The organism is Sphingobium sp. V4, from assembly GCF_029590555.1.
Taxonomy (GTDB): domain Bacteria; phylum Pseudomonadota; class Alphaproteobacteria; order Sphingomonadales; family Sphingomonadaceae; genus Sphingobium.
Window position 1 is genome coordinate 2,760,042 of the sequence record NZ_CP081001.1, and the last position, 14,515, is coordinate 2,774,556.

15 protein-coding genes and 1 tRNA gene are annotated in these 14,515 nt (G+C 64.5%); 5 read left to right on the plus strand and 11 right to left on the minus strand.

What is annotated here, in order from left to right:
* Positions 1-53: 53 nt before the first annotated feature.
* From K3M67_RS13805 to K3M67_RS13815, 3 genes are all read left to right on the plus strand, one after another.
* Positions 54-140, plus strand: a tRNA-Leu gene (locus K3M67_RS13805).
* Positions 141-316: 176 nt separating this feature from the next.
* Positions 317-1,546: a tyrosine-type recombinase/integrase gene (locus K3M67_RS13810; protein WP_285831727.1), complete on the plus strand. Its 1,230-nt coding sequence runs from the start codon at positions 317-319 to the stop codon at positions 1,544-1,546.
* A gap of 76 nt (positions 1,547-1,622) precedes the next feature.
* Positions 1,623-2,210 carry a tyrosine phosphatase family protein gene (locus K3M67_RS13815; RefSeq protein ID WP_285831728.1) on the plus strand — a complete coding sequence of 196 codons (588 nt, stop codon included), beginning with the start codon at positions 1,623-1,625 and terminating at the stop codon, positions 2,208-2,210.
* 173 nt (positions 2,211-2,383) lie between these two features.
* Here the strand turns inward: K3M67_RS13815 and K3M67_RS13820 are convergent, their stop codons facing one another.
* The gene (locus K3M67_RS13820) at positions 2,384-4,552 is read right to left on the minus strand and encodes an SEC-C metal-binding domain-containing protein (RefSeq protein ID WP_285831729.1); all 2,169 of its coding nucleotides are present in this window, start codon (positions 4,550-4,552) and stop codon (positions 2,384-2,386) included.
* On the opposite strand from K3M67_RS13820, the gene K3M67_RS13825 reads away from it, so the two are divergent.
* Positions 4,538-4,951 carry a hypothetical protein gene (locus tag K3M67_RS13825; protein ID WP_285831730.1) on the plus strand — a complete coding sequence of 138 codons (414 nt, stop codon included), beginning with the start codon at positions 4,538-4,540 and terminating at the stop codon, positions 4,949-4,951. The genes K3M67_RS13820 and K3M67_RS13825 overlap by 15 nt on opposite strands.
* 183 nt (positions 4,952-5,134) lie before the next feature.
* Positions 5,135-5,743 carry a hypothetical protein gene (locus K3M67_RS13830; protein ID WP_285831731.1) on the plus strand — a complete coding sequence of 203 codons (609 nt, stop codon included), beginning with the start codon at positions 5,135-5,137 and terminating at the stop codon, positions 5,741-5,743.
* A 198-nt stretch (positions 5,744-5,941) separates the two neighbouring features.
* Here K3M67_RS13830 and K3M67_RS13835 read toward each other — a convergent pair whose 3' ends face one another.
* The 10 genes from K3M67_RS13835 to K3M67_RS13880 all read right to left on the minus strand — a co-directional run bounded on the left by K3M67_RS13835 (position 5,942) and on the right by K3M67_RS13880 (position 14,513).
* Entirely contained in the window at positions 5,942-6,148 is a 207-nt protein-coding gene (locus K3M67_RS13835) for a helix-turn-helix domain-containing protein (RefSeq protein ID WP_285831732.1), read from the minus strand.
* A complete protein-coding gene (locus K3M67_RS13840) occupies positions 6,145-6,375 on the minus strand; it encodes a DUF2274 domain-containing protein (protein WP_285831733.1) in 231 nt (76 codons plus the stop codon). The genes K3M67_RS13835 and K3M67_RS13840 overlap by 4 nt, the downstream gene beginning before the upstream one ends.
* Positions 6,376-6,378: 3 nt before the next feature.
* The gene (locus K3M67_RS13845) at positions 6,379-7,563 is read right to left on the minus strand and encodes a TraB/TrbI/VirB10 family type IV secretion system protein (protein ID WP_285831734.1); all 1,185 of its coding nucleotides are present in this window, start codon (positions 7,561-7,563) and stop codon (positions 6,379-6,381) included.
* Positions 7,560-8,396, minus strand: coding sequence for a P-type conjugative transfer protein TrbG (gene trbG, locus K3M67_RS13850; RefSeq protein WP_285831735.1), 837 nt, complete (start codon positions 8,394-8,396; stop codon positions 7,560-7,562). Before trbG ends, K3M67_RS13845 begins: the two co-directional genes overlap by 4 nt.
* Positions 8,393-9,214 carry a conjugal transfer protein TrbF gene (gene trbF / locus K3M67_RS13855; protein WP_285831736.1) on the minus strand — a complete coding sequence of 274 codons (822 nt, stop codon included), beginning with the start codon at positions 9,212-9,214 and terminating at the stop codon, positions 8,393-8,395. Before trbF ends, trbG begins: the two co-directional genes overlap by 4 nt.
* A gap of 3 nt (positions 9,215-9,217) precedes the next feature.
* Positions 9,218-10,531: a P-type conjugative transfer protein TrbL gene (gene trbL, locus K3M67_RS13860; RefSeq protein ID WP_285831737.1), complete on the minus strand. Its 1,314-nt coding sequence runs from the start codon at positions 10,529-10,531 to the stop codon at positions 9,218-9,220.
* A gap of 137 nt (positions 10,532-10,668) precedes the next feature.
* On the minus strand, positions 10,669-11,424 hold the full coding sequence (trbJ, locus tag K3M67_RS13865; protein WP_285831738.1) for a P-type conjugative transfer protein TrbJ: 756 nt from the start codon (positions 11,422-11,424) through the stop codon (positions 10,669-10,671).
* On the minus strand, positions 11,424-13,880 hold the full coding sequence (gene trbE, locus K3M67_RS13870) for a conjugal transfer protein TrbE (protein WP_285831739.1): 2,457 nt from the start codon (positions 13,878-13,880) through the stop codon (positions 11,424-11,426). Before trbE ends, trbJ begins: the two co-directional genes overlap by 1 nt.
* Before the next feature lie 10 nt (positions 13,881-13,890).
* Positions 13,891-14,163, minus strand: a complete 273-nt coding sequence (locus tag K3M67_RS13875; RefSeq protein ID WP_285831740.1) for a VirB3 family type IV secretion system protein — start codon at positions 14,161-14,163, stop codon at positions 13,891-13,893.
* Between the two features lie 8 nt (positions 14,164-14,171).
* A complete protein-coding gene (locus tag K3M67_RS13880) occupies positions 14,172-14,513 on the minus strand; it encodes a TrbC/VirB2 family type IV secretion system protein (RefSeq protein WP_285831741.1) in 342 nt (113 codons plus the stop codon).
* Positions 14,514-14,515: the final 2 nt, after the last annotated feature.

Genomic DNA, 14,515 nt, shown 5'->3' on the forward strand with positions numbered 1-14,515 from the left:
CCAACGCGTTGACAGCCCCGGAGGCACCCGTTAGAGGCGCCCTCCTACCCCGTGCCCAGATGGCGGAATTGGTAGACGCACCAGCTTCAGGTGCTGGCGATCGCAAGGTCGTGGAGGTTCGAGTCCTCTTCTGGGCACCACTGACGCCTCTGGATTCGTCCAGAGGCGTCCGGTAAGCGGCTGGTTTCACAGCATTTTCCGACAGAGAATCGCCAGACACCGTCCGGCAAAATCCGCCTAGGAACACCAGCAGCAGCCACAAATGTTGCTCTTTTTGGTGCTCTCGGATTGACCCGGCTTTGCTGGGAAATCGACCATGCTGACCTATATCCAGATCAATGCCGCCAAGCCGAGAGAGAAGGCCTGGAGCCTGAGCGACACTCAAGGTCTCCTTCTCGTCATTCAACCCAACGGCTCAAAGCTCTGGCGCTTCAAGTATCGTTTCCTCGATAAGCAGAAGACTCTCCATCTCGGCGGCTGGCCGCAGGTGAGCCTTGCCGATGCCCGGGTGCGGCGTGACGAGGCGAAGAGGAAGATCGCGGAAGGGGTCGATCCCGCGCTGGAGAAAAAGCGCGCAAGGATCGCCGCCAAATATGCAGCAGCCAACACCTTCGAGGACGTAGCGAAGGAGTGGCTCGTCAAATGCGAGCGAGACGGCCTCGCCCCGGTGACCGTAGACAAAATCCGCTGGCTGCTCGCCAAGGCCTATCCGATCATAGGCAGTATCCCGATTGCGCAGATCACCCCGCACGAGGCGCTTGCGGTGCTGCGCAAGGTTGAGGCGACCGGTGCCTTTGAAAGCGCACGGCGGATGCGAAGCGTCCTTAGCCGCGTCTTCCGCTATGGCGTCGCGACGGTGCGATGCGACAAGGATGTCGCGGCCGACCTGCGTGGTGCAATCGCCTCGCCAAAGGTCAAGCATTTCGCCGCCATCACCAAGCCGTCGGAGGTCGGCTCGCTTCTGCGGGCCATCGACGGCTACAGCGGTCACAAGGTGACGGTGATGGCGATGCGGCTGTCGCCGCACGTTCTGCTCCGCCCGGGCGAGCTAAGACAGGCGGAGTGGGCCGACATCGACTTCGACGAAGCCATCTGGTTCATTCCTGCTGAACGCATGAAGATGCGTCGGCCGCACCGTGTGCCGCTGTCACGGCAGGTGATCGACATGCTCCAGGAACTTCACGAGCACACGCACTGGTGGAAATATCTGTTCCCGTGCCTCGGTAAGCCGCGGAAGCCGATGTCGGAGAACGCCGTCAATCAAGGCCTGCGCAAGCTCGGCTACACGAGCGACCAGATGACGGCGCACGGCTTCCGTGCGATGGCCGCCACCCTTCTCAATGAGAGGGGCGAATGGAACCCCGACGCGATCGAGCGGCAACTCGCGCATGTCGACACCAACCAGGTGCGACGGGCTTATGCCCGGGGCGAGTATTGGGACGAGCGCGTACAGATGATGCAGAGTTGGTCGGATTATCTCGACGAATTGCGGGATGGCGGCAAGATTCTCCGCCCCAGCTTCCCGTCGGCCCGGCGCGCGGTCTGAATTTGGTTCGACACGCTGGTGGTCCTCGGATCGCCAGCGTGCTCCGAAAGCGCAAATTTATTCCAAGGATTTTATCATGTCCAAGTACGTCAAGCCAACACCGCTTGTCCTGCCTGTCGAAGGGGGCGTGGCCGTAGGAAGCCTTGCGCAAGCCAAGCGGCACAAGCGCAGGTTCGACGGGGTGATCACTATCGAGGACCCCAAGTGCAGCCCGAACATGCGCCTTCGATTTGCGCGAGACCCAGGGCAGTCGCACCTCGTCCTTCAATTTGAGGACGTCGATACCGACAGCCTTGGCATTCGGGTCGCCACGGCGGAGCAAGTTCGTGAGGCGATCGAGTTCGCCCGGCAATTTGTGGGCCGCTCCCTGCTCGTGCACTGCTTCCACGGCGTAGGGCGCTCCGCAGGTATCGCGCTGGGGATCCTGGCGGACCGGCTTGGTGCCGGCAAGGAGGCTAGCGCGCTCGACCAATTGCTGGCGGTCAGGCCCGAAGTCACTCCTAATCTCGTTGTCGTGAAGCTAGCAGACCAACTGCTTTGCCGATCGGGAAATCTAATCGAGGCGGTGGCGCGCTGGGAGACCACCGCCCCCGGGCTCAAGGAGGCGCGCGATGCGAGGTTGAAATTCGCATGCTCCCGGCCGGAACTAAATGCTCGTATCTGAAGCTAAGGTGTCCGTCTCGGTCGGGCCACAAAAGAAGTAGAGGCAAGGACCGGCTCTGGGGTAGAGCCGTCGTTCCCGTGTCGCCATTCGAATTGCGGCTTTCGGCAAGAGCAGACGTTTCGCCTCGCACGGATGCCTCGTCGAATGACTCAACTAGGACCGACCGGCGGCGTTCACCCGCGTTGATCAATGTCCAAGTGACATCTCTTGTACTTCAAGCCGCTGCCGCAATGACAGGGTTCGTTGCGCCCGGCTAGCGCAGGTCGCGGTGCGGCGAGCATCGCGACCGGGCGCTTGATGATCCTATCGGCGGCGCGCTCGGCCCTACTGTCGTGCTTCCATGGAAACTCGACCTTGTGCCCGAAGCGCAGCGTTCCGTCGGGGGCGATGACGATGCCATACCAGCTGGCAGCACGACCAAGGTACTTGCGCGCGCGCATGTGCTCGTCGATCCTAGCCAGACTGTTGGCATCGGTGTCGCCGTTGCAGTGGATGGCGATGCCCGACCCGCCGAAGCCGAGCACGAAGTTCGACGATCCCCGCCACCCAGCGTTCGCCACCACCGTGTCCAGGTTGTCGCGCAGTTCCGTCATGCCATTCTCGGCAAGCTGATAGGCGAGCATGACCGTGTCGGTCAGCGTGCCGGTCGGATTCGACTCGATCGCACCAATGAGCCTGTCCAGCCTCGATCCCGCGATAATGGTGAGCACGCCCTTCGGCGTCCGCGCGCCGGGCTGGCCCATCCTCCGCACACCCATTGCGATCTCTATGTCGGCTGCGAAGTCGTCCTCGAACACGACCATGTCATGCTCCTTCTCCAGCCACAAATTGTATTTCAGGTGGTAGGACAGCAATGTGATCTCGTGGTGGATGAGCACCTTCGGGCCATGGATGGCACGCAGCTCGAGATAGCTCAGGAAGCGGATCGGCCGCTCGAGCATCTCGGCCATAACGTCCAGCGTGAAGACGTCGAGGACGAGTGGGGCGAGGATCTTAGGCTCCTCTCGACGGACCAGGAACTGGTCCGTCTGGAAGGCGAGTGCCGGGTAGTGGTCCGACACCAGGCAGACCGGGAAGACCTGCGTTATCTGGGGTGGGATCTCAACCGTCGTGCCGTCGGCGGTGCTGAAGCGCAGCGAGCGGTCCGACAGCGCGGCGGAGCAGTCCATGGCCTGGTCGTAGGCGTCTTGGACCGCGCCCTTGAAGTCGCCGCGCAGCTGGAGGTCGTTGCCTTTGCGCGCGGCGAGTGTGAGTCGCTTCGACTTGGCCTGCAGCACGATCGCCCGGTCGGCGAACAGCACGAGTACGTCGATCTCGCCGACGCGGTCACCCTTCGCGCGGTCGATGTTCACGCCTCGGTGCACCCGGGCCGTACCGAACACCCGCGACAGGCGATTGACCGCGAACGCCTCGGTGAAGTCGCCGCGATGATCGGACAGCGCCGGCCTGTAGGGCTTGTCCTCGAACATCCAATAGAAGGGCGACTCGTAGACGGCCTCCGCCAGCGCGTTGAAGTGGAAGAGCAGGTGGCACCCGTCGCTCGTCTCCAGCACCGGCGAACCGTTGACGGCGTTAAAGTCGCTGATCGTGGCGAAGGTCGGATTGCCGCGCCCCACCGGCAGCGTGAATGCGTCGATGCAGGCGCTGGCGATCTCCTCGCCGAGACCCGCGACCGGAGCGATCTCGGCGGCGGTCAGCGTGAACGCCTCAAGCAGGCGCGGATCGCCAGGCGTGTTTGCGCCCGCCGCCATCGCGCCAGAAACCTTGCGGTTCTGGATATCGGCGGCGGCCTTGGCAAAGGCGACCATGTCGGCGATTCCGGCCTTTCGGTGTTCCTTCAGCCATGGGTCGTCGGCGGCATACTTTTCGATCGCGAAGTCGCAATTCTGGAACGAGAAGGCTCCTTCGCCGCCATAGAAGATCGGCTCGCGCATGGCGCCGCCGCTTTCCCAGGGATTGGGCGGGATTTCGCCTGCCTCAAACGCCGTGAACATGCCCTCGAGCGTCGGCGCGCCCATGCTCCGGTGGAGCTCCGCCATCAGGGCGTCGGTCCGCTCGACGAGTGCGTCAACGTTGGCGGGTGGCGGAGCGGCCAGATCGCCACCGGCGCGCACCATCAGTCCGATGAGCGTGGACATCTCGGTCCGGATCAGCCGCGCCCTCGAATATAGATGCTGCATGTCCTCGGCCTTCATGCCGTCGCGGCGATGCCAGATAAAGTTGTCGCGCACGCACAGGAATGCGATCGCGTGCGCGTAGCCGGGCGTGGCGGTCAGCTCCGCGATCTCGTCGAAAACCTCCTGCTCCGGCCGTCGCTCGACTTTGAGATGCTCGATGGTCATTATCAGACTATAGGGATACTAGATACACGCACCAGCGTGATTGGCCGCTCCACGCCAAATATCATTCCATTTGTTTTATCAGGCTTTATGACGAAGCAAGCGAACCAGCCCGATCCCTTCGTTGCCATTCAGCAATCTCTTCAGGCCCGTGAAATTCTCATAGGCTTGGAGAAGCATGGCACGGGCAACGACGAACTATACTATCTCTGGCTGGGGGCGATTGGCCTCGGCCCTTCACATCTTGATCTGAGCGCCTTGCTCGACCGGCTGGAAACGGAGGGTTTCATCACGACAGAGCAGACCGATGGATACCGCGTGATTAAAGCCACACGGGCCGGCCTTGAGATCGCGCATGCTCGAAGCTGTGTCGACTGGATCGCTCGGGCGGAACCTGATTAGATTACGCAACGAAGTATAGCGTTCCCCAATCCGTGCTACGAGAGAAGTGTGCGCCCGTGGTAGCGCATAGCATCTGACAGGCCGACGGTCCCGCCGTGGCGTAGACTAAGCCTTTCCACGAGCGAGGCGAGTGCTCAGATTGGAAGGCCAGCTCATTCTCGATCCAAGGCCGGGAGCCCGCCAATGTTCTTCATCACACAATCCGACGAACGCCCCGACGGCTACGTCCACCTGTCGACCGCCAACGCATGGACCATGTGGCTCAGTCGCAACATCCCGGTCGGACTCCACGCGGACGTCCGGCACCGGCTCAACTCCAACCTGAAGCACCTGCTGGTCGGTCTCGAGCTCAAAGCCGCGCTCATCGATCCGCACGCGCACCGCACCCACAACCAACCATCCTTGCTGTTCGAACCATACTTCCAAAATCTTATCATGGAGTTCGGCCTAGCCGCGTTCTCGGTGCTAGAGGGCCTAGGTTCAGGGCACTGGCTCGATCAGAACAATCTTGACGGCGGCAACGCGATGAGGATCGAGCGAGATGCTTGGCGGGCCGCGCTGTGCGCGGTCTACGACCCAGACGGCGAGCACGGCTTGGACGGCGACGTCGTCCGGACGCTCGCCCTCCGCGACCTGCTGCACCAGGATCGACTCGGCGCGCGCGCCAACATCGACTGGCACGCCATGACCTACGAAGCAGCATTCGAGCCGGCGAGCCGAGCGGTTCGCACGCTACTGCGGCGGGAAGCCGGGGTCGTACCCGCCGCCACCAATCTGAACGTGGAGCAGTAGTTGGCCCCTGGGGATCTGCACGTAAGGGCAGCGGCAAACCGTAGCTTTCAGGTATCTTTTCTGGAGACTTGAACGACTGTTGTTAGGGCGCCTTCCCGACGGTCTGCTTCGCGGCGTTTGGCGGCAGCTTCTGTTATGAGCGGACCTTCGGGGTGGCTGATCTGAACGACGTGTGTTGGGTCGAAACTTGACCCTTGCTTATACGCTTGGTCCACCACGACCAGTGGTCAGAGATTTCAAACTTTCGTACTGAACCAGTGTCGCCCGCCCCACCTTTACCGTGTCGAGATCGCCGGTTTGAATGAGCTCGTATATGCGTGAGCGACTGAGGCCAGTGATGCGAACGGCGGTCGAGATGCGCACCGTCAGCGGCTCGATCTTCTGCTCCCAAGCCCGCTCGATCATGGCCGCCCCTTCCGCGCGTCCTCGCGCGCCCGTGCGAAGCTGCGGTCGCTTTCGAGAAACGATGTCAGCATCGCAGGGATCAATTCGGTCACGGGTTCCTCACGCCCGTAGGCTTGGGCGTAGATCGCGGCATAGTCGTTGAGAGCAGCCTGTAAATCCGGGGTGATGGTAATGGCGAGCTTGACCGGCGTGCGATCGGGCAACCTTGCAAGTTTGATATCGACCATGTGTCAGCTCCCTGCATTTTTGCGCCATGGCGCCAGTATGAGATCGCGGGTCACCAGCACGCGGACGGGCGCGCCCGGCCGGATGGTGATCGTCGGCTGGATGTCGAGATTGCGCTGTGTGATCTGGTCGCCGGCCCTCGCGGTGCTCGACTGAGCAGACTCGCGGATCGCCTCCAGGAGATCGCTCTCGCCAGAAATCGACAGCTCCGATCCGACTCCCAGCATCGTGGCGATGGCGACGCCCTTGAGCAGGGTCCAGGTGTGAAAATCCACCTTGTCGACAAGCCCGGCATAACCCGCTGCGTCAGTCGCCGGCATGTTGTCGAGCCACACCGAACTGCCATCCGGCAAGATCAGGCGCTGCCATATGACCAGTGCCCGGCGCTGTCCAAAGGCGACGACGGAGTCATACTTGCCGATAAGGCGCGCACCCTGCGGCACGAGCAGGATGTTGCCCGTGACCGTATCGAACACGTTCTGCGTGACCTGCGCAGTGACCATGCCAGGCAAGTCGGAGTTGAGCCCGGTGATCAGGCTCGCTGCAATTACGCTGCCGGCAAGCAGGCTGTTGGGGGACATCGGCGCCACCAACACTCCTGAATTGACGTCACCACCGGCGTCCCGGGTCGACGCGAACTGTTCCTTGCGGGTTCCGGTGGCGGTCGGATTGGCCGGCTGGGTATCGAGCGTCGTGGCGCTTGCGCCTGCCGGGGCCGCCGCGCCGCGGCCGCTGGTGGTCTGCGCCATGAGCCCGGACTCTCTTGCAGCCTTGAGGTCCGCTAGCCGCTGCTGGCGTGCCGCCGCAGCGGTATCGACCGGCGCGGACGCGGTCGCGGCTTCCGCCCGTTCCTGAGCACGAAGGATCGGCCGACCCAGGTCGCCAGGCAATGGCGGACCGAGTTTAGGCGTATCGCCATAACTGGTCGGCAATCCGGAAAGCGCGTCCGAGGCCGACTTCGCCATCGGCTGCGACAGTTCGCTGTCCTGGACGACGTGCCGGAATACCTGCGGCTTCAGCGCCATCCAAGCGACGCCGACGAGGCTGACCGAGCCGAGCGCGGCTGCGCCGATGATCGCGCCCCGGCGAAAGCGTATCGTCCGCGCCGGTCGCGAGCGAATGCTCAGCGTTTCGGGATCGAGCTTCGCCGCCGGTATGGTCGGCTGCTCGGTGGCGAGCGTGTCAGTCATGCGCCCCTCCGCTTGGCAGGGCGCGACACGCGGTCGATGCGCACGACCTCGCTCTTCTTCAGGCCGAGGCGAAGCTCGGCGGCGTCGAAGATCCGGTCGACGACGTAGAAGCGGTCGCGCTGCCGATAGTTGACCAGTTCAGCCTTCCCGTCTGCACCAAGGACGAACAGAGGTGGCGCCTCGCCGACGCCAAGCGATGCGGGGAACTCGATATAGGTCTTCGTCCCGTCGTCGAACGCGCGGAGCGGACGCCATGCAGGACGGTCGCCGCTGACCGCATAGTGGAAGCGCAACTGATCGATGGCGACGCCGGTGGCCGCCGGCGCTGCGACCTGGGCGGCCTCCGCCTTGCGTTGGACCGCCAGCAACTCGTCCTGGGGATAGGTCCACCGCATTGACGACAGGGCGGTCGCAGAGGTGCTTACCAGGCGGACATGGTACGCGCGGCGATCGGTGGTGATGACAAGGTTCGTCAGCAGGCCCGCCGAGAACGGTTTCACCAGGACATGCGTCTGCTTCCCGTCCCCGGAGCCGCTGGTCGTGTCTCCGATCACCCAGCGGGCGGTGTCGCCGCTGGCGACCGCAACGAGGTTTTCGCCAGACTGCAGGATGATGTCAGTCACCAGCCCCGGCGCGGCATAACCCGCGAAGATCGTGCCCTCGCTGAAAGGATAGACCTGTGCCCCGGCGATGAAGCCGAGGGCGACCGGTTCCACGGTGGCGCTGCGCGTCGCCGACCGGACCGTCTTGAGTGTTGATGCGGAGCGTTCCTGCGCGAGCGCCGGGCAAGCGAGGAGCATTCCGGCGATCGCCGGCAAAAAGACGAGCTTCATGGATTCTTCTCCTGGGAAGAGGGGGAAACCGGCATCACGGTCTGGGCCCCGAGATCGGGGTCGAGCGGCGATCCCATGGGCACGTGCGCGGCAGGTTGTTGTGCGGGTTGCGCCATGGGCGAGGAAGCGGGCGTCGTGTCGAGTTCGCGGCTCCAGTCGATCGCATCGACGTAGATGCCCAGAGGGTTCTTGCGCAGGACGTCGGTCGATACTGGCGGGCGCGTGACGGTGGTAAGAATGGCTGTCCATCGGCTGCTGCCTGCCTGTGACCCGCGCTCGAACGCCGTCTCCGTCCACTTTACCTGGAACGACTTGTCCGACGCGCGCACGACGCTGGTCACCTGCACCGACACGGTACGCTCGCCCACACTGGCGAACGGCGACGCCGAGCGGGCATAGTCGCCGAGGAACTGGGCGCCCCGCTTCGTCGCAAAGTCATAGGCCTGGAGCCAGTCGCGGCGCATCAGGACCGGGTCGAGCGATACCGAGCGGACGTTGGTGATAAAGTGGGAAAGATGCCACGCGACCTGTGCGTCGGTCGGCCGATACTCGACATCGGCCGCCTGCACGGCGCGGGCCTCGCCCAGCCGATCCACCTCGACGACATAGGGTGTTACCCGGCTCTGCAAGGATTGCCAGGCGAGACCCGCCGAGGTCCCGGCGGTCAGCGCGAGGCAACCAAATGCCATCAGTCGCCAGTTTCGCGCCTGCACCCGTGCCGAGCCAATCCGCTCGTCCCATAGTTGGCCGGCGCGCTGGTACGGCGTCTCGGGAGGTGGCGTGCGCCCGTAGCGCTGCGCACTTCGCTTGAAGAACATGGCTCAGTCGTTCCTTTCCTTGATGTCCGGGGTAGCGGATCCACCGCCGCGATCGCCCTGCTGGAGCGCGTGGATCGCCTGGCTCTGGCGATGACGGCTCGTCTGCTGGTCGCGCATAGCGCGTGCCCAGGCGGGCGTTCCGCCGGCCTCCCCGCCGCCGCCCGGTCCACTCGGGTTGGATGGCGGTGAGCTTTGGTTGAGCGCATCCCAGGCCGCCTGACGACCGCCGGCCGCGGCTTGGCCGAGACCAAGGGCGCCGCCTACGCGCGATCGCGCGGCAATCCCCGCTGCGCGCGCCACGCCGCCAAGGCCCGCGCCAACCGAGGGAGTGGCGGCGGTCTCGCGCCCAAGCTGGAAGGCAGTCGACGCGGCCGACCCCATTGCCGTGCCAGAGCGGACAGCGCCCAGTGCAGCACCACCCAAAGCGCGCGCTCCGCCCATAGCTGCGCCACCCGCCAGCATCGTCACCCCGGCAGCGCCGACGGCGGTGCCAAGCGCTGCACCCGCGCCCAATTGCGGCGCGCCGGATACGAGGCCCGAAGCAATCGTCGGTCCGAATATGCCCAGGCCGAACAGGGAAAGGCTCGCGAGCACGAGGCTCATGGCCTGGCCGATGTCGGGCTCCTGGCCTTGCAGCGCATCGGTGAACTCGGTGAAGAAGTTCGAGCCAATGCCGACGATCACGGCGAGCACCATCACCTTGATGCCCGAAGAGACGACATTGCCCAGCACGCGCTCGGCAAGGAAACTCGTTCGGTTCCAGAGCGCGAAGGGCACAAGGATGAAGCCGGCCAGCGTGGTCAGCTTGAACTCGAGGATGCAGACGAACATCTGCACCGCGAGGATGAAGAAGGCGACGATCACCAACGCCCAGGCGAACAGCAGGACCATGATCGTCAGGAAATTGTCGAAGAACGTCGTGAACCCGACCATTTCACTGGCCTGTTCGAGCAGTGGCCATGCCGCCGAGAAGCCCGTTCCCGCAAGCCGCCCGGGCTTGAGCAGGTCATCGGCCGAGAGGGTGCCGCCACCCGCCGTCAGGCCAGCCTGCGCAAATGAGCGGAAGATGATGTCGGCCAGCGTCGAGAAGCTGTTCAGGATGAAGGCGAACGCGCCGACGTAAAGGATCTTGCGCAGGAACCGGCCGATGACATTGTCCTCGCCGCCCATCGCCCAGAACAGGCCGGCAAGAGTGATGTCGATGCCGATCAGTGTCGCGGTCAGGAACCCGACATCAGGCCCAAGCAGCCCGAACCCACTGTCGATGTAGGTGATGAACGCCTGAAGGAAGCGGTCGATGACATTGAGGTCGTTCAAATGACTGCCTTCCTGATGGAACGAATGAGGTGTCGCGGGGCGCGGCGGGGGAGCAGGCCACGCCCCGCGACGGCGATCGACGGCATGAGAGGGGGCACCGCCGATCGCGGGCCGGATCGGGCCTGCCGCCCACGGGGCTAGTCGGGCGTGTAGGCCGATCCGGAACCGAGGAACTTCTTCGTCGCCGCGCGGGCTTCCGCCGCCTGCGTGGTCTGGCGAGCCTGCTCGACGGCCTCGCTGCGAAACTGCGCGGCCATCATGTGCTGGAGCTGGAACTGCTGCTTGGCCGTGAGCGCGAGAAGCTGGTTCGTCGCCTGCTGCGCTGCAAGCGAGCCCTCGGCACCCTGGCTGCGCGCGACGATGTCGGCCAGCGCTTCGGTGTCCGACTGGATGTTCTCGACCACCTGGGCCTGCACGGTCATCGTCTGGCGGAACGCGCCCATGCTGGCGTCGAGACGGCCCCGCGCGTTACGAACGCGGGCATCTGTGCGCAGGGCAGAGCTGAAGTCCTGGGGAAACAGCGACTGGAATTTGTCGTCGAGCTGATCGACTCGGAAGTCGATGGCCTGCGCGCGGCCCATCAGCCGGTCGATCTCGGCAAGCTTCTGTTTGAGGGCATCGAGCTGCGGGAAGTCGATGCGCGTCAGGTTCTTGCCCATGTTGACCAGCATCCGCGCTTCGTTCTGAAGTTGCTGGATCTGCTGGTTGACGGTCTGCAGCGTGCGTGCGGCGGTCAGGATGTTCTGCGCATAGTTGCTCGGATCAAACACGATGCCGCTGAACTGGGCATGTGCTGGGCTCGCCGTCATCGTCATCGCGCCCATGCCGAGAGCGCCGCACGCGCCGAGGCCGAGCACGGCGGCGATCACGTGCTTTTGATTGGGACCACGCATTACGTCTCTCCTTGGTGGGGGGCTTTGATATCGGGAGGGGGGAAATCGGCGGCGAGGTCGGCCGCCCAGTCGAGGCCAGCGTCGCGCAGCAAGGCTTCCGTGAACCGATCGCGTCCATGTTCGGCGAGAACCGCATCAATCCGGGCCTGCGCTGTGGGGTCCGACGAGCCGCACAAAGCCAGCGCGATGGGCCCCAGGCCCAGCTCGAACAGTCGGTTGCCCCGTGCGGACTGGAGGTAATAGTGGCGCTTGGGCATGGCCCGCGCGATCAGCTCGATCTGCCGGTCATTGAGGCCGAAGCGCACATAGATGTCATGGCCCTGCGGCTCGATCGCCCGGTCGTTGGGCAGCAGGATCCGCTGCGGGCAGCTTTCGATGATGGCCGGCGCGATCGCGGATCCGGCAATGTCGGCGAGGCTTTGCGTCGCGAACAGCACTGCTACGTTCTTCTTGCGTAGCACCTTCAGCCATTCCCGGATGCGGGCGGCGAAGAGCGGATGATCGAGGAAAATCCAGGCCTCGTCGAGGATCAGCAAGGTCGGGCGGCCATCGAACCGCTCTTCCAGCCGGTGAAACAGATAGGTGAGCACAGGCGCGACCGCGCCGGTCTGGCCCATCAGCGCCTCGGTTTCGAAGCACTGGACGTCGGCCAGGCTGAGATGCTGTTCGGCGGCATCGAGCAGCCGGCCATGCGGGCCTTCGAGAGTATAAGGCTGAAGCGCGATGCGCAGCGCGTTCGACTGGAGCAACAGCGCGAGGCCGGTCAGGGTTCGCTCCTCGCGCGGCGCGGAAGCAAGACTACCGAGCGCGGTCCAGATCGCGTCCTTCACTTCCGGCGTTACGACCAAGTTCTCATGCGCGAGCAGCGCCGCGATCCAATCCGCTGCCCAGCTCCGTTCGCTCGCATCGTCGATGTTCGCCAACGGCTGGAATGCCAGCGTTTCGCCGTCGACCTCGGCCGATCCGAGCGCGTGGTGCGCGCCGCCCATCGCCAGCACGGCGGCCCGCGCGCTGTTGCCCTTGTCGAATATATAGACCTGCGCGCCGGGGTACCGACGGAATTGAAGCGCGATGAGGCTCAGCAGCACCGATTTGCCGGCGCCCGTTGGCCCGACGACCATCATGTGCCCGACATCCCCGACATGCGTGGAAAGCCGGAACGGCGTCGAGCCGGCAGTCTTCGCAACAAGCAGCGGCGGTCCGTCTAGGTGGCCATTGCGCACCGGCCCGGCCCACACCGACGAAAGTGGCATCAGGTGCGCGAGGTTGAGCGTATGCACCAGCGGCTGCCGGACATTGGCGTAGGTCTGGCCCGGCAGCGAGGAGAGCCAGGCCTCGACCGCGTTGACGGTTTCGCGGACGCAGGTGAAGCCAAGCCCGTTGACGATCCTCTCGACGGCGCGGACCTTGTCCTCGACCGCGGCCCGGCTTCGGTCCGTGACCGTGATCGTCGTAGTGAGGTAGCCGAACGCGACATGGTCGCCACCAAGCACCTGGAGGGCCTGGTCGGCATCGGCCACCTTGTTGTCGGCATCGCTGTCGAGCAGTTGCGCGGGTGAATTATAGAGCACCTCGCGCAGCAGCGCGGTGATAGACTTGCGCTTGTTGAACCATTGGCGCCGGAGCGAGGTGAGCGTCTTGGTCGCCAGCGTCTTGTCGAGCGCGATGAAGCGCGTGACCCAGCGATAGCCAAAATCCTGGTGGTTGAGCGCATCGAGGATGCCGGGACGGCTGAGGCTCGGGAAGCCGAGGATCGTCAGCGTACGCACATGCAGATCGCCAAGGCGCGGTTCAAGCCCGCCGACCAGCGGCGTATCGGCGAGCAGCCCATCGAGATACATCGGCGTTTCGGGCGCCGCGACCCGATGGTGCCGGTCGGAGATCGCGCCATGCAGGAATGTCAGCGTCTCGCCATCGTCGAGCGGGCGTACCTGCGGCATGAAGCCGGAGAGCAGGTCGAGCACGCGGTCGGTCTCGGCGACGAAGCCTTCCAGCGCGCCGCGCCAGTCGCGTGCGTTTTCGCCATCGGGCCGCTCCACAAGGCTCCGGCCCGCGCGGTCGGTTGCATCTGCCGGCGGCAGCCAGGTCAGGGTCAGATGGTAGCGACTTTCGAAATGTGTCCCTGCCGCCTCGAACGCCGCCTGCCGCTCGCCATCGACGAGCCAACTCGCCGCATCGGGAAAGGCGCTGTCGGGATAGGCCTGTGCCTCGCGCCGCTCCGCCTCGAAGAACAGCGCCCAGCCGCTGCCGAGCCGCTTGAGCACATTGTTCGCCCGCGCGCAGGCGGCGACCAGTTCGGCCTCGGTCGCGGACTCCAAGTCGGGACCGCGAAAGGCCAGCACGCGCAGAAAGCTGCCGTCCTTGTTGAGCACCACGCCGGGCGCCACCAGCGCTGCCCAGGGCAGGCGATCGGCAAGCCGCTCGGCGGACGCGCGATATTCGCCCAAGAACATCATTTCAGGTGCCTCAGCATGCGAAATATCCCTTCTGGCGGATGTGGCGGAGGAGGACCGGCGCGAAGCTCGGGTCGCGGCGGGCGGCCATCACGGCGACGCTATGGCCAACGGCCCAGAGCAGTATCCCGGCGAGCCATTGCTGGAGGCCGAGCCCGACCGCTGCGGCGAGCGTCCCGTTGACGATCGCAAGGCCCCGCGGTGCGCCGCCGAGCAGCAGCGGCGAACCCAGCGAGCCGTGGATCGGTACTTCATAGCCGTCGATATGCTGTGCCCCGAAGGACATGGCGCCGGTCACGAGATCAATGCCCCCCCGCCGAAGCTGAAAAAGGACAGGAAGAAGCTCGACGCGGCGAAGGCGATGGAGAGGCCGAAGACGATCTGGATCAATCGCCGGAACCCGCCCGAACTCTCGCCGAAAGCGAGCGTCAGGCCGGTCACGATAATGATGATCACCGCGACGATCTTGGCAACCGGACCCTGCACGGATTCCAGCACCTGCTGCAATGGTTCTTCCCAGGGCATGCCGGAGCCGGCCGCCTGGACCTGGGTGGCGAGCGTCAGCGCGATACCAACCGCACCACCGATAAGCGACAGGCGGCTGGCGATGTGGCGGGGATTGCGGGCAAGGGTCATGG

Bases quoted from the DNA above. Each gene is read 5' to 3' on its own strand.
- K3M67_RS13810 (WP_285831727.1), top strand. From the start codon at position 317: ATGCTGACCTATATCCAGATCAATGCCGCCAAGCCGAGAGAGAAGGCC.
- K3M67_RS13815 (WP_285831728.1), top strand. From the start codon at position 1,623: ATGTCCAAGTACGTCAAGCCAACACCGCTTGTCCTGCCTGTCGAAGGG.
- K3M67_RS13825 (WP_285831730.1), top strand. From the start codon at position 4,538: ATGCTCGATGGTCATTATCAGACTATAGGGATACTAGATACACGCACC.
- K3M67_RS13820 (WP_285831729.1), bottom strand. From the start codon at position 4,552: ATGACCATCGAGCATCTCAAAGTCGAGCGACGGCCGGAGCAGGAGGTT.
- K3M67_RS13830 (WP_285831731.1), top strand. From the start codon at position 5,135: ATGTTCTTCATCACACAATCCGACGAACGCCCCGACGGCTACGTCCAC.
- K3M67_RS13835 (WP_285831732.1), bottom strand. From the start codon at position 6,148: ATGATCGAGCGGGCTTGGGAGCAGAAGATCGAGCCGCTGACGGTGCGC.
- K3M67_RS13840 (WP_285831733.1), bottom strand. From the start codon at position 6,375: ATGGTCGATATCAAACTTGCAAGGTTGCCCGATCGCACGCCGGTCAAG.
- K3M67_RS13845 (WP_285831734.1), bottom strand. From the start codon at position 7,563: ATGACTGACACGCTCGCCACCGAGCAGCCGACCATACCGGCGGCGAAG.
- trbG (WP_285831735.1), bottom strand. From the start codon at position 8,396: ATGAAGCTCGTCTTTTTGCCGGCGATCGCCGGAATGCTCCTCGCTTGC.
- trbF (WP_285831736.1), bottom strand. From the start codon at position 9,214: ATGTTCTTCAAGCGAAGTGCGCAGCGCTACGGGCGCACGCCACCTCCC.
- trbJ (WP_285831738.1), bottom strand. From the start codon at position 11,424: ATGCGTGGTCCCAATCAAAAGCACGTGATCGCCGCCGTGCTCGGCCTC.
- trbE (WP_285831739.1), bottom strand. From the start codon at position 13,880: ATGATGTTCTTGGGCGAATATCGCGCGTCCGCCGAGCGGCTTGCCGAT.
- K3M67_RS13875 (WP_285831740.1), bottom strand. From the start codon at position 14,163: ATGTCCTTCGGGGCACAGCATATCGACGGCTATGAAGTACCGATCCAC.
- K3M67_RS13880 (WP_285831741.1), bottom strand. From the start codon at position 14,513: ATGACCCTTGCCCGCAATCCCCGCCACATCGCCAGCCGCCTGTCGCTT.